This window comes from Mesorhizobium sp. M0601 (assembly GCF_040320845.1).
In the GTDB taxonomy this organism is placed as follows: domain Bacteria; phylum Pseudomonadota; class Alphaproteobacteria; order Rhizobiales; family Rhizobiaceae; genus Mesorhizobium.
The window spans coordinates 80,515-94,092 of sequence record NZ_JAMYQK010000005.1 but is presented as its reverse complement, the minus strand read 5'-3'; the positions used below and the strand labels follow the sequence as shown (position 1 = coordinate 94,092).

Sequence of the window (13,578 nt, the reverse complement as noted above, 5' to 3'; positions counted from 1 at the left end):
CTTTAAAGATGGTTCGAAGGGGAGGCGTCAGCGCCTGTGGCTCGGCGTTGGCCGTTACGCCGCAAGTTCCGCCTGCCCGGTCTTGGCGCCGGTGATGTAGGAGACGATATCGTTGCCGTCGGTGTCCTGCTTGCGCAAATTGGCGACGATGCGGCCGCGCCGGAAAACGACGATGCGGTCGACCAGGTCGAACACCTGGCGCATGTTGTGAGAGATCAGGATCAGCGGTTCGCCATTCTCCTTCAGCGTGCGGATGATGTTTTCGACCTGCATCGTCTCCTGCACGCCGAGTGCCGCCGTCGGCTCATCCATGATGATGAGCTTGGAAGCAAAGGTCGCGGTTCTGGCAATTGCTACGCACTGGCGCTGGCCGCCCGACATGTGGCGGATAGTATTGGAAAGATTGGGGATCTTGACCGCTGTGCGGACCAAGGCTGCCTCGGTCGCCTTGCGCATGAACTTGCGATCGAGGATCGAGAAGGGCCCGAGATTGAACAGCACCCGCTCGCGGCCGAGGAACAGGTTCGACGGCACGTCGAGGTCGTCGGCGAGCGCCAGGTTCTGGAACACCGTCTCGATGCCTGCCTCGCGGGCTTCGATGGGGCCGGCAAAATTCACTTCCTTGCCGTCGAACCACATCCTGCCACTGGTGCGCTGCTCGACGCCGGTGATCTGGCGTACGAAGGTCGATTTCCCCGCGCCGTTGTCGCCCATGATAGCGACATGCTCGCCCTTGCGCAGCTCGAAGTCGGCACCCTCCAGCGCATGGACGCCGCCATAATACTTGGTCAGGTTTTCGGTCTTCAGGACGATGTCCGACATGATCAAGCCCTCATTGCCCGCAGGCGTTGGCGCCACTGGTCGAGAACGACTGCGCCGACGATGATCACGCCTTTGACCATCTCCTGATAATAGGCGTCGAGGCGCAGAAAGGTGAAGCCGGAGATGATCACGCCGAAGATCAGCGAGCCGATCACCGTTCCGATGATCGAGCCGCGGCCGCCCGACAGCGAGACACCGCCGATAACCGCCATGGCGATCGCATCGAGCTCGTACATTACACCCATGCCGGCTTGGGCGGTGAGATTCTTGGAGCTCAGCACCACGGCGGCGAGCGCGGCGAGGACGCCGGCAATGACGTAGACGAGGATCTTGTGGTTGGCGATGTTGATGCCGGACATGCGCGCGGCGTCCTCATTGGAGCCGATCGCATAGCAGTGCTTGCCATATTTGGTGTAACTCAGGATCAGCTGGAACAGCACTGCGAGCGATATGAAAATGATGACCGGCATCAGCCCCTTGCCGATGGCGGCGAAACTCTCGGTCGGAAACGAGATCGGCTGCCCCTTTGACCACCATTTGGCGATGCCGCGCGCGGTGACCATCATGCCGAGCGTGGCGATGAACGGTGGGATGCGCGTGTAGGCGATCAAAGCGCCGTTGACCAGGCCGGCCAGCAGGCCGCAGCCGATCGCGACCAGCACGGGCACGATCACCGGCAGGTCGGTCCAGCCCTGGGCGATGAACATCGCCTTGGGGTTCGGGTTGCCGTTGACCGTCGCTACCTGGGCGAAGCTCATGGCTATCATCGCCGTGGCGCCGACGATCGAACCTGAGGACAGGTCGATGCCGCCGGTAATGATCACCTGCGTCACGCCGATGGCAATAATGCCGACGATCGACACCTGCAGGATGATGATCTGCAGGCGCGCTTCGTTGAAGATCGCATCGATATTGTCGCGGGTATTGAAAAGGAAGCTGTCGCCCAGGAAAACCCGGCCGATCAGCTCGAAAGCGCCGACCAGGATGACGAGCGCCAGGAAGACGTTGAATTCGGCCGGCCATGCGCGCCGTTTCGCATCATAGCTGAGCCCGCCGACGCCGTGAGATGTCTGTGCCAATCGTGCTTCCTCCGTCAGCCACGGTCTCCACTCGGCGCTGTTCAGGCCGAGAGGGAAAAGCAGAGCGGCGCTGTCTTACTTTGGCGCGCCGCTCCGTATCGGACAGGTCCGCCTCAGTTCTTCTTCAGGAACTTGTCGATATTTGCCGGCGTGACCAGCTGGAACGGGATGTAGACCTTGTGCTCGACCTTCTCGCCCTTCGCCAGCTTGAGCGCCGCGTCAAGCGCGCCGGCACCCTGGCCGGCCGCGTCCTGGAACACCGTCGCATCGAGGTCGCCCGCCTGCATCGCGGCAAGCGCATCCTGGGTAGCGTCGACCCCGCCGACGACAACCGACTTCATGTCGATGTTGGCGGCCTTCATCGCCTGGATGGCGCCGATGGCGCTTTCGTCATTATTGGCGATGACGCCGTCGAACGGCTTGCCGGTCGACAGCCAGTTGGTCATCAGGTTCTGCGCTTCTTCGCGCTTCCAGTTCGACGTCTGCTTGTCGATGATCTTGATGAAGCTGCACTCCGGTGTGGCGATCACGTCATCAATGTCCTTGGTGCGCTGCACCGCTGCCTGGTTCGACAGCTCGCCCATGATCACATAGACGTTGGCTTCAGTCTTGCCGGCCTCCTTGAAGAGGCGGCAGACCTCCTTGGTCTCGAGCGTGCCGGAATCGGCTTCGTTCGAGGCGACGAAGGCCTGGTTTTCGGGCAGCGTGTCGACGTTGACCGGCTCGCGATTGACATAGACCAGTGGAATCTTGGCAGCGGCGGCTGCGTCCGACATTGCCTGGGTCGCCGAGGTGTCGACCGGGTTGACGATGATGGCGTCGACGCCTGAGGCGGCGAAGTTCTTGATCTGGTCGAGTTGCTTGGCGACGTCGTTCTGCGCATCCTCCACCTGCAGCTCGACGCCGTCCATGCCCTTGGCCTGTTCAATCATGCCGTTGCGCAGCACGGTGAGAAAATTGTCGTCGAACAACGCCATCGACACGCCGATCTTGGCGGCAAAGGCGGACGAACTCATCAGCGCCGCGAACGCGACGCCCAAAAGCAGTTTTTTCATTTTATTTCTCCTCCACATTGGTGTCCGGCTGCACCGATCTACCCGGAATCCCCGATCTCGCAGGGAATTCTCTCCCGATTGCCATTTTTGGTTCCAGAGGCATTTGCCTGAAACAGATCTTCCGGAACGAAAGAACCAAAATGCTCAGATGGTGAAATATTTATTCCATTTCGCGTGGGCGTCAAGCGAGATTTCGCCATGAGGAATGGATTTTCGGCATTTCGAGCGCTTTTGGACGGACGCTCAGGCAAGCGAGGCCTGAAAGCATTCTGATAGATTACATCATGTCTGCCGCCGATGACCGCGACGTCAGATGTTTTCTGGCAGATAAATGTCGAAGGGCAGAAAGGTCTGGCCCGGCGCATTCGCAGCGCCGGTCTCGATGGCATGCGCCATCAGCCCGACAAGCTCGCGGCAAAGCGCCGCCAGTGGCGTCGAGATCACCATGGTCAGGAAATTATCCGCCAGCGCCGCGCGGGAGTCGGGCGTGATCTCGTTGCAGACGACCGCCGGCATCTCAGCCGGCTTTGCCTCCCTCAGCGCCGAGATCGCGCCTTCCATGCCGCCACCGGCGACATAGCAACCGGCGAGATCAGGGTGGCGGGCCAGAAGCTCGATCATTGCATCATGCGTGATCTGGTTCGCTTCCAGATTGACCAACGTCTCGAGGAGAGTGAATTCCGGCGCCTGCTCGCGAAAGAAGGAGCGAAAACCGATCTCGCGAAGCTCATGGCCATGGAAGCGATGGCTGCCGACGAAGAGGGCAACCTTGCCAGGTCTCTTCGCGGCCTTCGAGATCATCCAGGCAGCGGTGCGGCCGACCTTGCGATTGTCCAGGCCAACATAGCCCTCGCGAATACCGGACGCAAAGTCGGAAAGCAGGGAGAACACCGGTACGCCATTGGCTTTGAGAGCCTCGACGGCGACCGTCAGCGTCGGGTGATCAGGCCCGACCAGGGCGACGGCCCTGGATTTGGCGGCCAGCTTGCGCATCCGCTGGACGATCTCGTCCGGCGCCAGCGAAGCGGCGAAGTCGATGGTGGCCACGCCGCGAAAGCGCGGCGACTGCGATACCGCCAGTTCAAGCTCGCGGGCAAATTCGCTGTAGAAGACGTCCTCCCGCCTCAACAGCAGGAACCCGAGCCGGTATTCGGGCAATTCATGGCGCATCCGCTGCTTGATCAATCCGGCTGCGTGATAGCCGATGCTGGTCGCGGCCTCATAGACGCGGCGCGCGGTTTCCTCGCGCACCGGCAAGCGGTTGTTCAGCACCCGGTCGACGGTGGCAACGCTGACCCCCGAAATGCGCGCCAGGTCGGTGATCGTCGGCCGTTTCGCCATCGCTGCCTCATTCCACTGTTTGGCCCTTTTACACCATTCTGATGGAAAATGATAGAAACTATCTTTGTGATATTGAGCCTATCAGGGCTCGGCGTTATTTTGAACGCTGACCGAATATGATCGAGGCCTCCGCTATGGTGGATATTGGACTCCGAACCGGGAATACGAGCTCCGCAGCGGCGTCCCGACGCGACTATAGCCTGATCGGCCGCGACGCGAAGCTTGCCGTCGAGAGCGGGCTGGCGGCGGCCGAGTGGTATCACACCGACGTGCCGCGCAAGCAGATGAAGGAGCTGATGCAGCGCTCCGACGGCCCGGCGATCCGCGATACCATCGTCTGGCTCGGCGCCATGATCCTCAGCGGCGCCGGCGCCGCCTGGTTCTGGGGCAGCTGGTGGTGCGTGCCGTTCTTCCTCGTCTACGGCGTCCTCTACGGTTCCTCCACCGATTCACGCTGGCACGAATGCGGCCACGGGACCGCTTTCAGGACGCAGTGGATGAACGACGTGGTCTATCAGGTCGCCTGCTTCATGATCATGCGCAACCCGGTGACCTGGCGCTGGAGCCACACGCGACATCATACCGATACCATCATAGTCGGCCGCGATCCGGAGATCTCGGTGATGCGTCCGCCCGATCTGCTGCGCGTGGTGCTCAACTTCGTCGGCATTCTCGACGCCTGGCATGCGATGAGCGACATGCTGCGCAATGCAGCCGGTATCGTCAGTCCGGCCGAAAGAACCTTCATTCCCGACCAGGAGCAGCCGAAGGCAATTCGCATTGCCCGCATCTGGACGACAATCTATGCCGCGACCATTGCGCTGGCGCTCTATACCGGCTCGTTCCTGCCGCTGATGCTGGTCGGTCTGCCCAGGCTTTACGGTGCCTGGCACCATGTCATGGTCGGCCTGCTGCAGCATGGCGGCCTGGCTGAAAACGTCACCGATCACCGGCTCAACAGCCGCACCGTCTACATGAACCCGATAAGCCGCCTCATCTACTGGAACATGAACTACCACGTCGAGCATCACATGTTTCCCATGGTGCCCTATCACGCGCTGCCCAGGCTGCACGAACTGATCAAGCACGATCTGCCGGCGCCGACACCATCCATCCTGGCCGGCTACCGCGAGATGATACCGGCTTTCCTGCGCCAGCTGCGCAATGAGGATTATTTCATCAAGCGCGAACTGCCGCCAACGGCGAGGCCCTATCGCGAGGATTTCCACAGCGATAACGCTGCTGTTGCAGTGGCTGCTGAATGACAAGCCCATGCCAACGCACCAAACATCGAGGGACCCGTAAATGAGCGACTGGGTCGAGGCCTGTGACGCCGAGGACATCGACGAAGAAGACGTGATGCGCTTCGACCATGGCGGCCGCACCTTTGCCATCTATCGCAGCCCCGACGACGGGTATTTCGCCACCGACGGGCTTTGCACGCATGAGAAGGTGCATCTGGCGGACGGGCTGGTCATGGACGACGTCATCGAGTGCCCGAAGCATAATGGCCGCTTCAACTACAAGACAGGGGCTGCCAGGGGCGCGCCGGTCTGCGTCGATCTAAGAACTTATCCGGTCAAAGTCGACGCCGGCAAAGTCCTTGTCCGGATCGGTTGATGATGACGAAGGGAATGGTCATCATCGGCGCCGGCGAATGCGGCGGGCGCGCCGCCCTTGCGCTGCGCGAGCTCGGCTATGATGGCCCGGTGACGCTGGTCGGCGACGAGCCGCATCTGCCCTATGAGCGCCCGCCGCTGTCGAAAGATGCGATGGTTGCCGACGCGCCCCTGATCAAGGCGATCGCCAGTGAGGCGGTTCTGGCCGAAAGATCGATCAGGCATATCCATTCGGTCCAGGCGGTGGCGATCGTCCGAGAGGCGCATGTCGGGCGCCACTCGCACGGTTCCGCCCTGGCCTACGACAAGCTCCTGCTGGCGACCGGTTCGGTGCCGCGCAAGCTGCCTATGCCGGGCCTTGGCGGGCGCTGCGTCTACCTCCGGACCTTCAACGACGCGCTGGCCATTCGCGCCCATCTCAGCGCCGGAAATCGCATCGCCATAGTCGGCGGCGGCTTCATCGGGCTTGAGCTTGCCGCGGCGGCACGCAGACTGGGTGCCGCGGTCACAATCATCGAGGCGCAGCCGCGCATCTTGATGCGCGGCGTGCCAGCCGAGATCGCTGAGGTCATCCATCAGGCGCATGAAGCGGAAGGCGTGAAAATCCTGTGCGGCGAGGGCATCGCCGCCATTGCCGATGATGGCGCCGAAGTGCGCATCGCGCTCGCCGGTGGACACGACATTGTCGCCGATCTTGCCGTGATCGGCATCGGCGCCATGCCGGTGACCGGACTTGCCGCGGAGGCGGGGCTGACCGTCGACAATGGCATCGCCGTCGACGCCGAGCTTCGCACCAGCGACCCGGATGTCTTTGCCGCCGGCGATTGCTGTTCGTTTCCGCTCGCCATCTATGGCGGCCGGCGCGTGCGGCTCGAAGCCTGGCGCAACGCACAGGAGCAGGGCGCGCTCGCCGCAAGGAATATGCTTGGCGCCGGCGAGGCCCATGCGGCGGTGCCGTGGTTCTGGTCGGATCAGTACGGCCTGACCTTGCAGATCGCCGGCCTGTCGGACGAAGGCCGCAGCATCGTGCGCCGCGACCTCGGCGACGGCGCCTTCATCCTGTTCCACCTCGCCGAAGACGGCAGGCTGGTTGCGGCAAGCGGCATCGGCGCCGGCAACGCGGTCGCCCGCGACATAAGGCTGGCCGAGATGCTGATTGCAAAGCAGGCAAGGCCGGCGCCGGAAGCGCTAGGCTCGCAGTCCGTCAAGTTAAAGTCGTTGCTGGCGGCTTGATCCGCCGCGTGGATAATTGGCCGAGCGCGTTCGGCTAAAACAGCGCCTTCAGCTCCGGCAGCTTGTCGTTGACCAGCCATCCATAGTAATTTTCCTCGGGCAGTTTTTCCGGCTCGCCCGCAGCGCGGCGCTTGTCGTTCTCGGCCTTCAGCGCATAGGCGCGCTGTTCGGGGTTGCCGACATTGTAGAGCGTCGACGTGATGCCGGGATTGCCTGAGATGTCAAAGCCGGCAATGCTTCTATAGGCGTCGATCGATTTCCGGATTGTTGCTGCGACATAAGGCAGTGTCAGGTCAGGATCCATGATGGTCTTGTAGACCGCGTTGGGATCGCCGACGTCGAGTTCCGGCAGGCCGGAAACCTTGTGCACGAGGTCGCTCATTTGCAGTGCCGTCAGCGGATTGAGCTGGCCAAGGCCAAAAGTCTGGCCGGCATAATAAGGCTGGAAGAAAGTGGCGCCTAAACGGTCGTTGGGAAAGCTCTCGCCGTCGACGGTCTTGCCGCGGAACGACCGGTTCCACACCTGTTCGCGGCACTCCCACAGATCGTAGCTGTCGGACTTCCCTGCGCATTTCGCAAATTGCGGCCGCTGCACGAAATCGGAGATATCCTCGCCATCATAGGCAAAGGAGAGCTTGCTCGACAGATACGAAATCGCCTTGACGTAGTAGGTCTGCAGCCGGTCGTAGGCATCGACATTGTAGGTGTGCTCGCCGACGATGGCGCCGACGATATGCATTGGGTCGATGCCATAGGCCGCGGCTGCCTGCTTGATCTTGCCGCGCAACTCGGCATCGTTCTGGAGCAGCGCAAAGACTTTGCGGTATTTCGCCTGGAAGGTGGTGTTGGTCGCCTGGGTGCGCCGGCTCGAAGCGCCCGGTATGTCGGGCTGCTCGGTGTTGCGGTTGCCCGGCGGCACCATCGTTGCCGCTTGCGCGGCGAACATGGCTGCCGCCAGCGTCAGCCCCAAAATGACGAGGATCAGTTTTTTCATGCGCCGCCGCCCAAATAGTCGCCGGCAAACTAGGTAATGCTCCACCGGGAGTCGAGAGACGCCTGCACCCGACGGGACGAAAGCTTGCCGGATGCTTCCATTTGGCCACACATCGGGAATGCTGGGCCAAATTGGGGAGGCCGGGCGCAATTCCCCGACCCTCTTCGAGAATGAAGCGTCTCCTACAAGATGAAACGCGACAAGTCCGTGTTTCTGGAGAGGTCGCCGACATGCTTCTCGACATAGGCGGCATCGATGGTCACCGAGGTGCCGTTGCGGTCCGGCGCGTCATAGGAGATATCGTCCAGCACCCGTTCCATCACCGTCTGCAGCCGCCTGGCGCCGATATTCTCGACGCTGGCGTTAAGGTCCACGGCGATGCCGGCCAACGAATCGATCGCGTCATCGGTGAAGACCAGGTCGACGCCTTCGGTCTTCATCAGCGCGATATACTGCTTGATCAGGCTGGCTTCGGTCTCGGTGAGGATGCGGACGAAATCGTCCTTCTCCAGCGCCCGCAGCTCGACGCGGATCGGCAGGCGGCCCTGCAATTCCGGCAGCAGGTCGGAGGGCTTGGCGACGTGGAACGCACCCGAGGCGATGAACAGGATGTGGTCGGTCTTCACCGGTCCATATTTGGTCGCAACCGTGGTGCCTTCGACCAGCGGCAGCAGGTCGCGCTGCACACCTTCACGCGAAACACCGGCACCGATGCCGCCTTCGCGCGAGGCGATCTTGTCAATCTCGTCAAGGAAGACGATGCCGTCATTCTCGGTCGATTCGAGTGCCCTGCGCACCACTTCGTCCTGATCGAGCAGCTTGTCGGACTCGTCGCTGATCAACAGCCCGTAGGATTCCTTGACGGTCGTCTTGCGCAACTTGGTCTTCTTGCCGCCCATCGCCTTCGACAGCATGTCGTTGATGTTGAGCACGCCGATATTGGCGCCCGGCATGCCGGGAATCTCGAAGCCAGGCATGCCGCCATTGCCGGTATCGGCCACTTCGATCTCGATCTCCTTGTCGTCGAGTTCGCCGTCGCGCAGCTTCTTGCGGAAACTGTCGCGGGTGGCCGGGCTCGCCGTCTTGCCGACGAGCGCTTCGAGCACCCGTTCCTCGGCGTTGATGTGGGCACGCGCCTTGACGTCCTCGCGCATCTTCTCGCGCACCAGCCCGATGGCGATCTCGACCAGATCGCGGATGATCTGCTCGACATCGCGGCCGACATAGCCGACCTCGGTGAACTTGGTGGCTTCGACCTTGACGAAAGGCGCACCGGCAAGGCGTGCCAGGCGGCGTGAAATCTCGGTCTTGCCGACACCGGTCGGGCCGATCATCAGGATGTTCTTCGGCATCACCTCTTCGCGCATCTGGCCCTCGAGCTGCTGGCGGCGCCAACGGTTGCGCAAGGCAATCGCCACGGCACGCTTGGCGTCTTTCTGGCCGATGATGAAGCGGTCGAGTTCCGAAACGATTTCGCGGGGAGAGAAGGTGCTCATGTCACTAAATTCCACTTTGCCACTGCCGAATGGACTCGAACGGATGCAGCAGCATGATCACGTTGAGTGTCAGATTGTCCCGGATGAGATAGCCGACACCGAATTCGAAGATGAGGGCGAGGGTCACGATCACCCATATAGGAAGCCTTCGCGCCATGACAAACCCCAGCACCATGGCCAGCGTGTCGGACACCGAATTGATGATGCTGTCGCCATAATAGTCGAGCGAGATTGTGCCGGCGCGGTAGCGGTCGATGATGAAAGGGCTGTTCTCGAGCAACTCCCAGCCGCCCTCTATAACCACCGCAAAGGCCAGCCTGAGCCCGATCGGCGAGCGCGGGAAAAGGAACCACGCCAGCGCATAGAACAAGAAGCCGTGAATGATGTGCGAGAAGCTGTACCAGTCGGAAATATGCTGGGAATTCTCGGAGCTCTGCACAATGCCGTGCCACAGCTTGACATAGCCGCAGGTACAGATCGGCGTCCGCCCCATGCCGTAGAGGACCCCGGCCTGGAAGATGACCAGGCCGAGAACCAACAGAAGCCCCATTCGCCAGCTGTCTTCGTAGGCCGAGACGGTTTTGTCGCTGGATACGCTCATGCTGCTATTGCCCCTCTTTTGCCTCACCCTGTCCGGCGTCGCCCTCTGGGGCATCAATCGCCATCAGCACGGCATCGCCATATTCCGACTTCCTGCGATCGATAGCCCTGAAACCGGCCTTTTCATAGGCACGGATAGCCCGTGCATTGGCGGGGTCCGGGTCGATGATGACGCGCGGCGTACCTTCCTCGAAAAGCTGCTCGACGAACTGCCGGACGATCGCCGAGCCGTGGCCGACCCCGACAAGCCCCGGCACGCCGATCGACAGATCGATGCCGAGCGTGCCGAACGGCTGGTCGCTATAGGGATGGCCGTCCTCCAGATGCGGATCGTAGCTCTGCAAATAGCCGATGGGCTTTCCGTCGAGCTCGATAATCAGCGGCTCGACCGAAATGCTGTCGATATGCTCGCGGATCTCCGCAATCTCGGTCTCTGGGTCGTTCCACCATTCGGCGACATGCGGCTCGGCAAGCCAGCCGGCGATCATCGGCAGGTCCCTCTGGATCACCGGCCGAAAACCATAGCGGAGGCTCCGCTCAGGCGGCATCGAGGGTTTCGACGACGAAGTTGTTGTTTGTGTAGACGCAAATGTCTGACGCGATCTGCATCGCCTTGCGGGCGATGTCCTCTGCGCCCTTGTCGCTGTCCATCAAAGCGCGTGCCGCTGCCAGCGCGTAATTGCCGCCGGAGCCGATGGCCATGACGCCAAATTCGGGCTCCAGCACGTCGCCGGTGCCGGTCAGCGCCAGCGACACCGACTTGTCGGCCACCAGCATCATTGCTTCCAGCCGGCGCAAATAACGGTCGGTGCGCCAGTCCTTGGCGAGCTCGACGCAGGCACGTGTTAGCTGGTCGGGATATTGTTCGAGCTTGGCTTCGAGCCGCTCCAGCAGCGTGAAGGCATCGGCGGTGGCCCCGGCGAAGCCGGCAATGACGTTGCCGCTTTTGCCGATGCGGCGCACCTTCTTGGCGTTGCCCTTCATGATGGTCTGGCCGAGGCTGACCTGGCCGTCGCCGGCGATCACCACCTTGCCGCCCTTGCGCACGGTCAGGATGGTCGTGGCATGCATGGTCAGTTCATTCGACATTTTCTGCTCCGATCAGCACCGATCCCATCGAGGCGATCGGCGCGTTACGAGTGACTTGATCGGCCATATGTATGCATAGGCCGGATGATTGCAAACCGGCCATCCGCCGGGCCGGACTGTGCTCCGCAGCGGTAACTGGCAATCGCCGGATCATGCTGCTAGAAGGCTTTCGTTTTCAGGCATGTGAACGCCTGAACCGTGCAAATCTGAGACAAGGATGAGGTCATGGCGCCCCGTTCCGCCGAGATAAGCCGCAAGACCAGGGAAACCGACATCGCCGTGTCGGTTCAGGTCGACGGCTCGGGCAAATCCGACATTTCGACGGGCGTCGGCTTCTTCGACCATATGCTGGACCAGTTGTCGCGCCATTCGCTGATCGACATGACCGTGAAGGCCAAGGGCGACCTGCACATAGACGACCACCACTCGGTCGAGGATACGGGCATCGCGCTCGGCCAGGCGCTGGCCAAGGCGTTGGGCGAGCGGCGCGGCATCATGCGCTACGCCTCGATCGATCTCGCCATGGACGAGACACTGACGCGGGCGGCAATCGATGTCTCCGGCCGGCCTTTTCTGGTCTGGAATGTTTCGTTCTCGTCGCCGAAGATCGGTACGTTCGATACCGAGCTGGTGCGCGAATTCTTCCACGCGCTGGCGCAGAATGCCGGCATCACGCTTCATGTCACCAATCATTACGGCGCCAACAACCACCACATCGCCGAGACCTGCTTCAAGGCCGTGGCGCGTGTGTTGCGTTCGGCGCTTGAGCGCGACCCGCGCCAGCCGGACGCGGTTCCCTCCACCAAGGGATCCCTGAAAGGATAGCGTCATGGCCATCTATGTCGTGATGAAGCCGCCAGGCCGCAGCGAAAGCGTGGACACTACCTTTATCCGTGACGCCTTTGCCTGGCTCGGCTTCCTGGTGCCGCCGCTGTGGCTGGCCTGGCACCGGCTGTGGGTCGAGGCGGCATTGGCGTTTGTCGCAATGGGCCTGCTCTCGATGCTAGGCGAAAGGCTGGACCTGGAAACAACCGGCTCGCTTTTATCCCTGCTTGTCATGCTCTTTGTCGGACTGGAAGGGCAGGGCTTGCGGATCGCAGCCCTGCGCCGTCGCGGCTGGCATGAATGGGGCGTGGTCGAGGCCGACAGGCTCGACGACGCAGACCTCCGCTATGCATTGGAAGCCGATGCTCAGTCGGATGAACAACCGACGGTGCAACGCATCGTCCCAGACGCAGCACATGCCCGGTCGGCGCAGATGGGCCTGGCGCTGGGGCTGAACCATATTCCGGGAAAGCCCTGAGATGAGGGTAGCGATCATCGATTACGGGTCGGGCAATCTGCGCTCGGCCACCAAGGCCTTCGAGCGTGCCGCGCATGAAGCCGGTATTGCCGCCGCGATCGAACTCACCGCCGATGCCGAGCGGGTCAGGACCGCCGACCGCATCGTCCTGCCCGGCGTCGGTGCCTATGCCGATTGCGCCGCTGGACTGCGTGCGGTCGCCGGCATGTGGGAAGCGGTCGAGGAGGTGGCGATCGCCAAGGCTCGGCCGTTCCTCGGCATCTGCGTCGGCATGCAGCTGATGTCGGAGCGAGGCCTGGAAAAGACCGTCACAAAGGGCTTTGGCTGGGTCGCCGGCGACGTCAAGGAGATCACGCCGGCCGATCCGACACTGAAGATCCCGCAGATCGGCTGGAACACGATTGACCTGAAGCGCAAGCATCCGCTGTTTTCCGGCATTGCGACGGGTGGCAAGGGACTGCACGCCTATTTCGTCCACTCCTACCATCTCGATGCACGGAAGGAGGATGAGGTGCTGGCGGTTGCCGACTATGGCGGCCCGGTAACGGCCGCTGTCGCTCGCGACAACCTCGCCGGAACGCAATTCCACCCCGAGAAGAGCCAGGCGCTGGGCCTGGCGCTGATCACCAATTTCCTAGGCTGGAGGCCCTGAACCATGAGCAAGAAGGGCTATTGGATGGCAATGGTCGATGTCCGCGATCCCGAGATCTACAAGCGATATATCGAGGCCAATGCCGCGGCTTTCGCGAAATACGGCGCGAAGTTCCCGGTGCGCGCCGGGCGGTACACCAGCCCGGAAGGACCGGCAGGCAATCGCCACGTGCTGGTGGAATTCGAATCCTATGAAAAGGCGCTGGAATGCTACGGCTCGCCTGAATACCAGGAGGCGTTGAAGTACAGGCTCGCCGGCTCGACCGGCCACTTTGTCATCGTCGAAGGCGCCTGAA

At 61.9% G+C, this 13,578-nt stretch carries 16 protein-coding genes; 7 read left to right on the top strand and 9 right to left on the bottom strand.

Annotation, left to right across the window (positions count from 1 at the left end; genetic code table 11):
- Positions 1-54 precede the first annotated feature (54 nt).
- The 4 genes from NKI41_RS07540 to NKI41_RS07525 all read right to left on the bottom strand — a co-directional run bounded on the left by NKI41_RS07540 (position 55) and on the right by NKI41_RS07525 (position 4,297).
- Positions 55-822 (bottom strand): ATP-binding cassette domain-containing protein, encoded by a 768-nt coding sequence (locus NKI41_RS07540; protein WP_023677519.1) that lies wholly within the window; start codon positions 820-822, stop codon positions 55-57.
- A 2-nt stretch (positions 823-824) separates the two neighbouring features.
- Positions 825-1,901: an ABC transporter permease gene (locus NKI41_RS07535; protein WP_292655972.1), complete on the bottom strand. Its 1,077-nt coding sequence runs from the start codon at positions 1,899-1,901 to the stop codon at positions 825-827.
- Positions 1,902-2,014: 113 nt separating this feature from the next.
- A complete protein-coding gene (locus NKI41_RS07530; RefSeq protein ID WP_352451673.1) occupies positions 2,015-2,956 on the bottom strand; it encodes a sugar ABC transporter substrate-binding protein in 942 nt (313 codons plus the stop codon).
- Positions 2,957-3,265: 309 nt separating this feature from the next.
- Positions 3,266-4,297 carry a LacI family DNA-binding transcriptional regulator gene (locus NKI41_RS07525; protein WP_352472322.1) on the bottom strand — a complete coding sequence of 344 codons (1,032 nt, stop codon included), beginning with the start codon at positions 4,295-4,297 and terminating at the stop codon, positions 3,266-3,268.
- 134 nt (positions 4,298-4,431) lie between these two features.
- Between NKI41_RS07525 and NKI41_RS07520 the strand changes: the two genes are divergently transcribed.
- From NKI41_RS07520 to NKI41_RS07510, 3 genes are read left to right on the top strand one after another with little or no spacing between them, the layout of a single operon-like run.
- Positions 4,432-5,562 carry a fatty acid desaturase family protein gene (locus NKI41_RS07520; RefSeq protein ID WP_352682246.1) on the top strand — a complete coding sequence of 377 codons (1,131 nt, stop codon included), beginning with the start codon at positions 4,432-4,434 and terminating at the stop codon, positions 5,560-5,562.
- A 40-nt stretch (positions 5,563-5,602) separates the two neighbouring features.
- Positions 5,603-5,917, top strand: coding sequence for a MocE family 2Fe-2S type ferredoxin (locus NKI41_RS07515; protein ID WP_352472320.1), 315 nt, complete (start codon positions 5,603-5,605; stop codon positions 5,915-5,917).
- A gap of 2 nt (positions 5,918-5,919) precedes the next feature.
- The gene (locus tag NKI41_RS07510) at positions 5,920-7,149 is read left to right on the top strand and encodes an NAD(P)/FAD-dependent oxidoreductase (protein WP_352682416.1); all 1,230 of its coding nucleotides are present in this window, start codon (positions 5,920-5,922) and stop codon (positions 7,147-7,149) included.
- Between the two features lie 34 nt (positions 7,150-7,183).
- Here NKI41_RS07510 and NKI41_RS07505 read toward each other — a convergent pair whose 3' ends face one another.
- The 5 genes from NKI41_RS07505 to hslV all read right to left on the bottom strand — a co-directional run bounded on the left by NKI41_RS07505 (position 7,184) and on the right by hslV (position 11,328).
- Positions 7,184-8,143 (bottom strand): DUF1402 family protein, encoded by a 960-nt coding sequence (locus NKI41_RS07505; protein WP_023677526.1) that lies wholly within the window; start codon positions 8,141-8,143, stop codon positions 7,184-7,186.
- Between the two features lie 182 nt (positions 8,144-8,325).
- Positions 8,326-9,639, bottom strand: coding sequence for an ATP-dependent protease ATPase subunit HslU (hslU, locus tag NKI41_RS07500; protein WP_254815924.1), 1,314 nt, complete (start codon positions 9,637-9,639; stop codon positions 8,326-8,328).
- Between the two features lie 4 nt (positions 9,640-9,643).
- Positions 9,644-10,240, bottom strand: a complete 597-nt coding sequence (locus NKI41_RS07495) for a DUF2585 domain-containing protein (RefSeq protein WP_254815925.1) — start codon at positions 10,238-10,240, stop codon at positions 9,644-9,646.
- Between the two features lie 4 nt (positions 10,241-10,244).
- Complete coding sequence (locus tag NKI41_RS07490; RefSeq protein WP_352472585.1) at positions 10,245-10,787, bottom strand: GNAT family N-acetyltransferase; 543 nt, start codon at positions 10,785-10,787, stop codon at positions 10,245-10,247.
- Positions 10,777-11,328 carry an ATP-dependent protease subunit HslV gene (gene hslV, locus NKI41_RS07485; RefSeq protein WP_352616829.1) on the bottom strand — a complete coding sequence of 184 codons (552 nt, stop codon included), beginning with the start codon at positions 11,326-11,328 and terminating at the stop codon, positions 10,777-10,779. The genes NKI41_RS07490 and hslV overlap by 11 nt, the downstream gene beginning before the upstream one ends.
- Positions 11,329-11,553: 225 nt before the next feature.
- Between hslV and hisB the strand changes: the two genes are divergently transcribed.
- The 4 genes from hisB to NKI41_RS07465 are packed head-to-tail and all read left to right on the top strand — an operon-like array spanning position 11,554 to position 13,577.
- The gene (gene hisB, locus NKI41_RS07480; protein ID WP_352472583.1) at positions 11,554-12,153 is read left to right on the top strand and encodes an imidazoleglycerol-phosphate dehydratase HisB; all 600 of its coding nucleotides are present in this window, start codon (positions 11,554-11,556) and stop codon (positions 12,151-12,153) included.
- A 4-nt stretch (positions 12,154-12,157) separates the two neighbouring features.
- A complete protein-coding gene (locus NKI41_RS07475; protein WP_352682244.1) occupies positions 12,158-12,631 on the top strand; it encodes a DUF2628 domain-containing protein in 474 nt (157 codons plus the stop codon).
- Position 12,632: 1 nt separating this feature from the next.
- Positions 12,633-13,283, top strand: coding sequence for an imidazole glycerol phosphate synthase subunit HisH (gene hisH, locus NKI41_RS07470; protein WP_023677533.1), 651 nt, complete (start codon positions 12,633-12,635; stop codon positions 13,281-13,283).
- A gap of 3 nt (positions 13,284-13,286) precedes the next feature.
- Positions 13,287-13,577 (top strand): DUF1330 domain-containing protein, encoded by a 291-nt coding sequence (locus tag NKI41_RS07465; RefSeq protein ID WP_352472581.1) that lies wholly within the window; start codon positions 13,287-13,289, stop codon positions 13,575-13,577.
- Position 13,578 lies beyond the last annotated feature (1 nt).

Bases quoted from the DNA above. Each gene is read 5' to 3' on its own strand.
- NKI41_RS07540 (WP_023677519.1), bottom strand. From the start codon at position 822: ATGTCGGACATCGTCCTGAAGACCGAAAACCTGACCAAGTATTATGGC.
- NKI41_RS07530 (WP_352451673.1), bottom strand. From the start codon at position 2,956: ATGAAAAAACTGCTTTTGGGCGTCGCGTTCGCGGCGCTGATGAGTTCG.
- NKI41_RS07525 (WP_352472322.1), bottom strand. From the start codon at position 4,297: ATGGCGAAACGGCCGACGATCACCGACCTGGCGCGCATTTCGGGGGTC.
- NKI41_RS07520 (WP_352682246.1), top strand. From the start codon at position 4,432: ATGGTGGATATTGGACTCCGAACCGGGAATACGAGCTCCGCAGCGGCG.
- NKI41_RS07515 (WP_352472320.1), top strand. From the start codon at position 5,603: ATGAGCGACTGGGTCGAGGCCTGTGACGCCGAGGACATCGACGAAGAA.
- NKI41_RS07510 (WP_352682416.1), top strand. From the start codon at position 5,920: ATGACGAAGGGAATGGTCATCATCGGCGCCGGCGAATGCGGCGGGCGC.
- NKI41_RS07505 (WP_023677526.1), bottom strand. From the start codon at position 8,143: ATGAAAAAACTGATCCTCGTCATTTTGGGGCTGACGCTGGCGGCAGCC.
- hslU (WP_254815924.1), bottom strand. From the start codon at position 9,639: ATGAGCACCTTCTCTCCCCGCGAAATCGTTTCGGAACTCGACCGCTTC.
- NKI41_RS07495 (WP_254815925.1), bottom strand. From the start codon at position 10,240: ATGAGCGTATCCAGCGACAAAACCGTCTCGGCCTACGAAGACAGCTGG.
- NKI41_RS07490 (WP_352472585.1), bottom strand. From the start codon at position 10,787: ATGCCGCCTGAGCGGAGCCTCCGCTATGGTTTTCGGCCGGTGATCCAG.
- hslV (WP_352616829.1), bottom strand. From the start codon at position 11,328: ATGTCGAATGAACTGACCATGCATGCCACGACCATCCTGACCGTGCGC.
- hisB (WP_352472583.1), top strand. From the start codon at position 11,554: ATGGCGCCCCGTTCCGCCGAGATAAGCCGCAAGACCAGGGAAACCGAC.
- NKI41_RS07475 (WP_352682244.1), top strand. From the start codon at position 12,158: ATGGCCATCTATGTCGTGATGAAGCCGCCAGGCCGCAGCGAAAGCGTG.
- hisH (WP_023677533.1), top strand. From the start codon at position 12,633: ATGAGGGTAGCGATCATCGATTACGGGTCGGGCAATCTGCGCTCGGCC.
- NKI41_RS07465 (WP_352472581.1), top strand. From the start codon at position 13,287: ATGAGCAAGAAGGGCTATTGGATGGCAATGGTCGATGTCCGCGATCCC.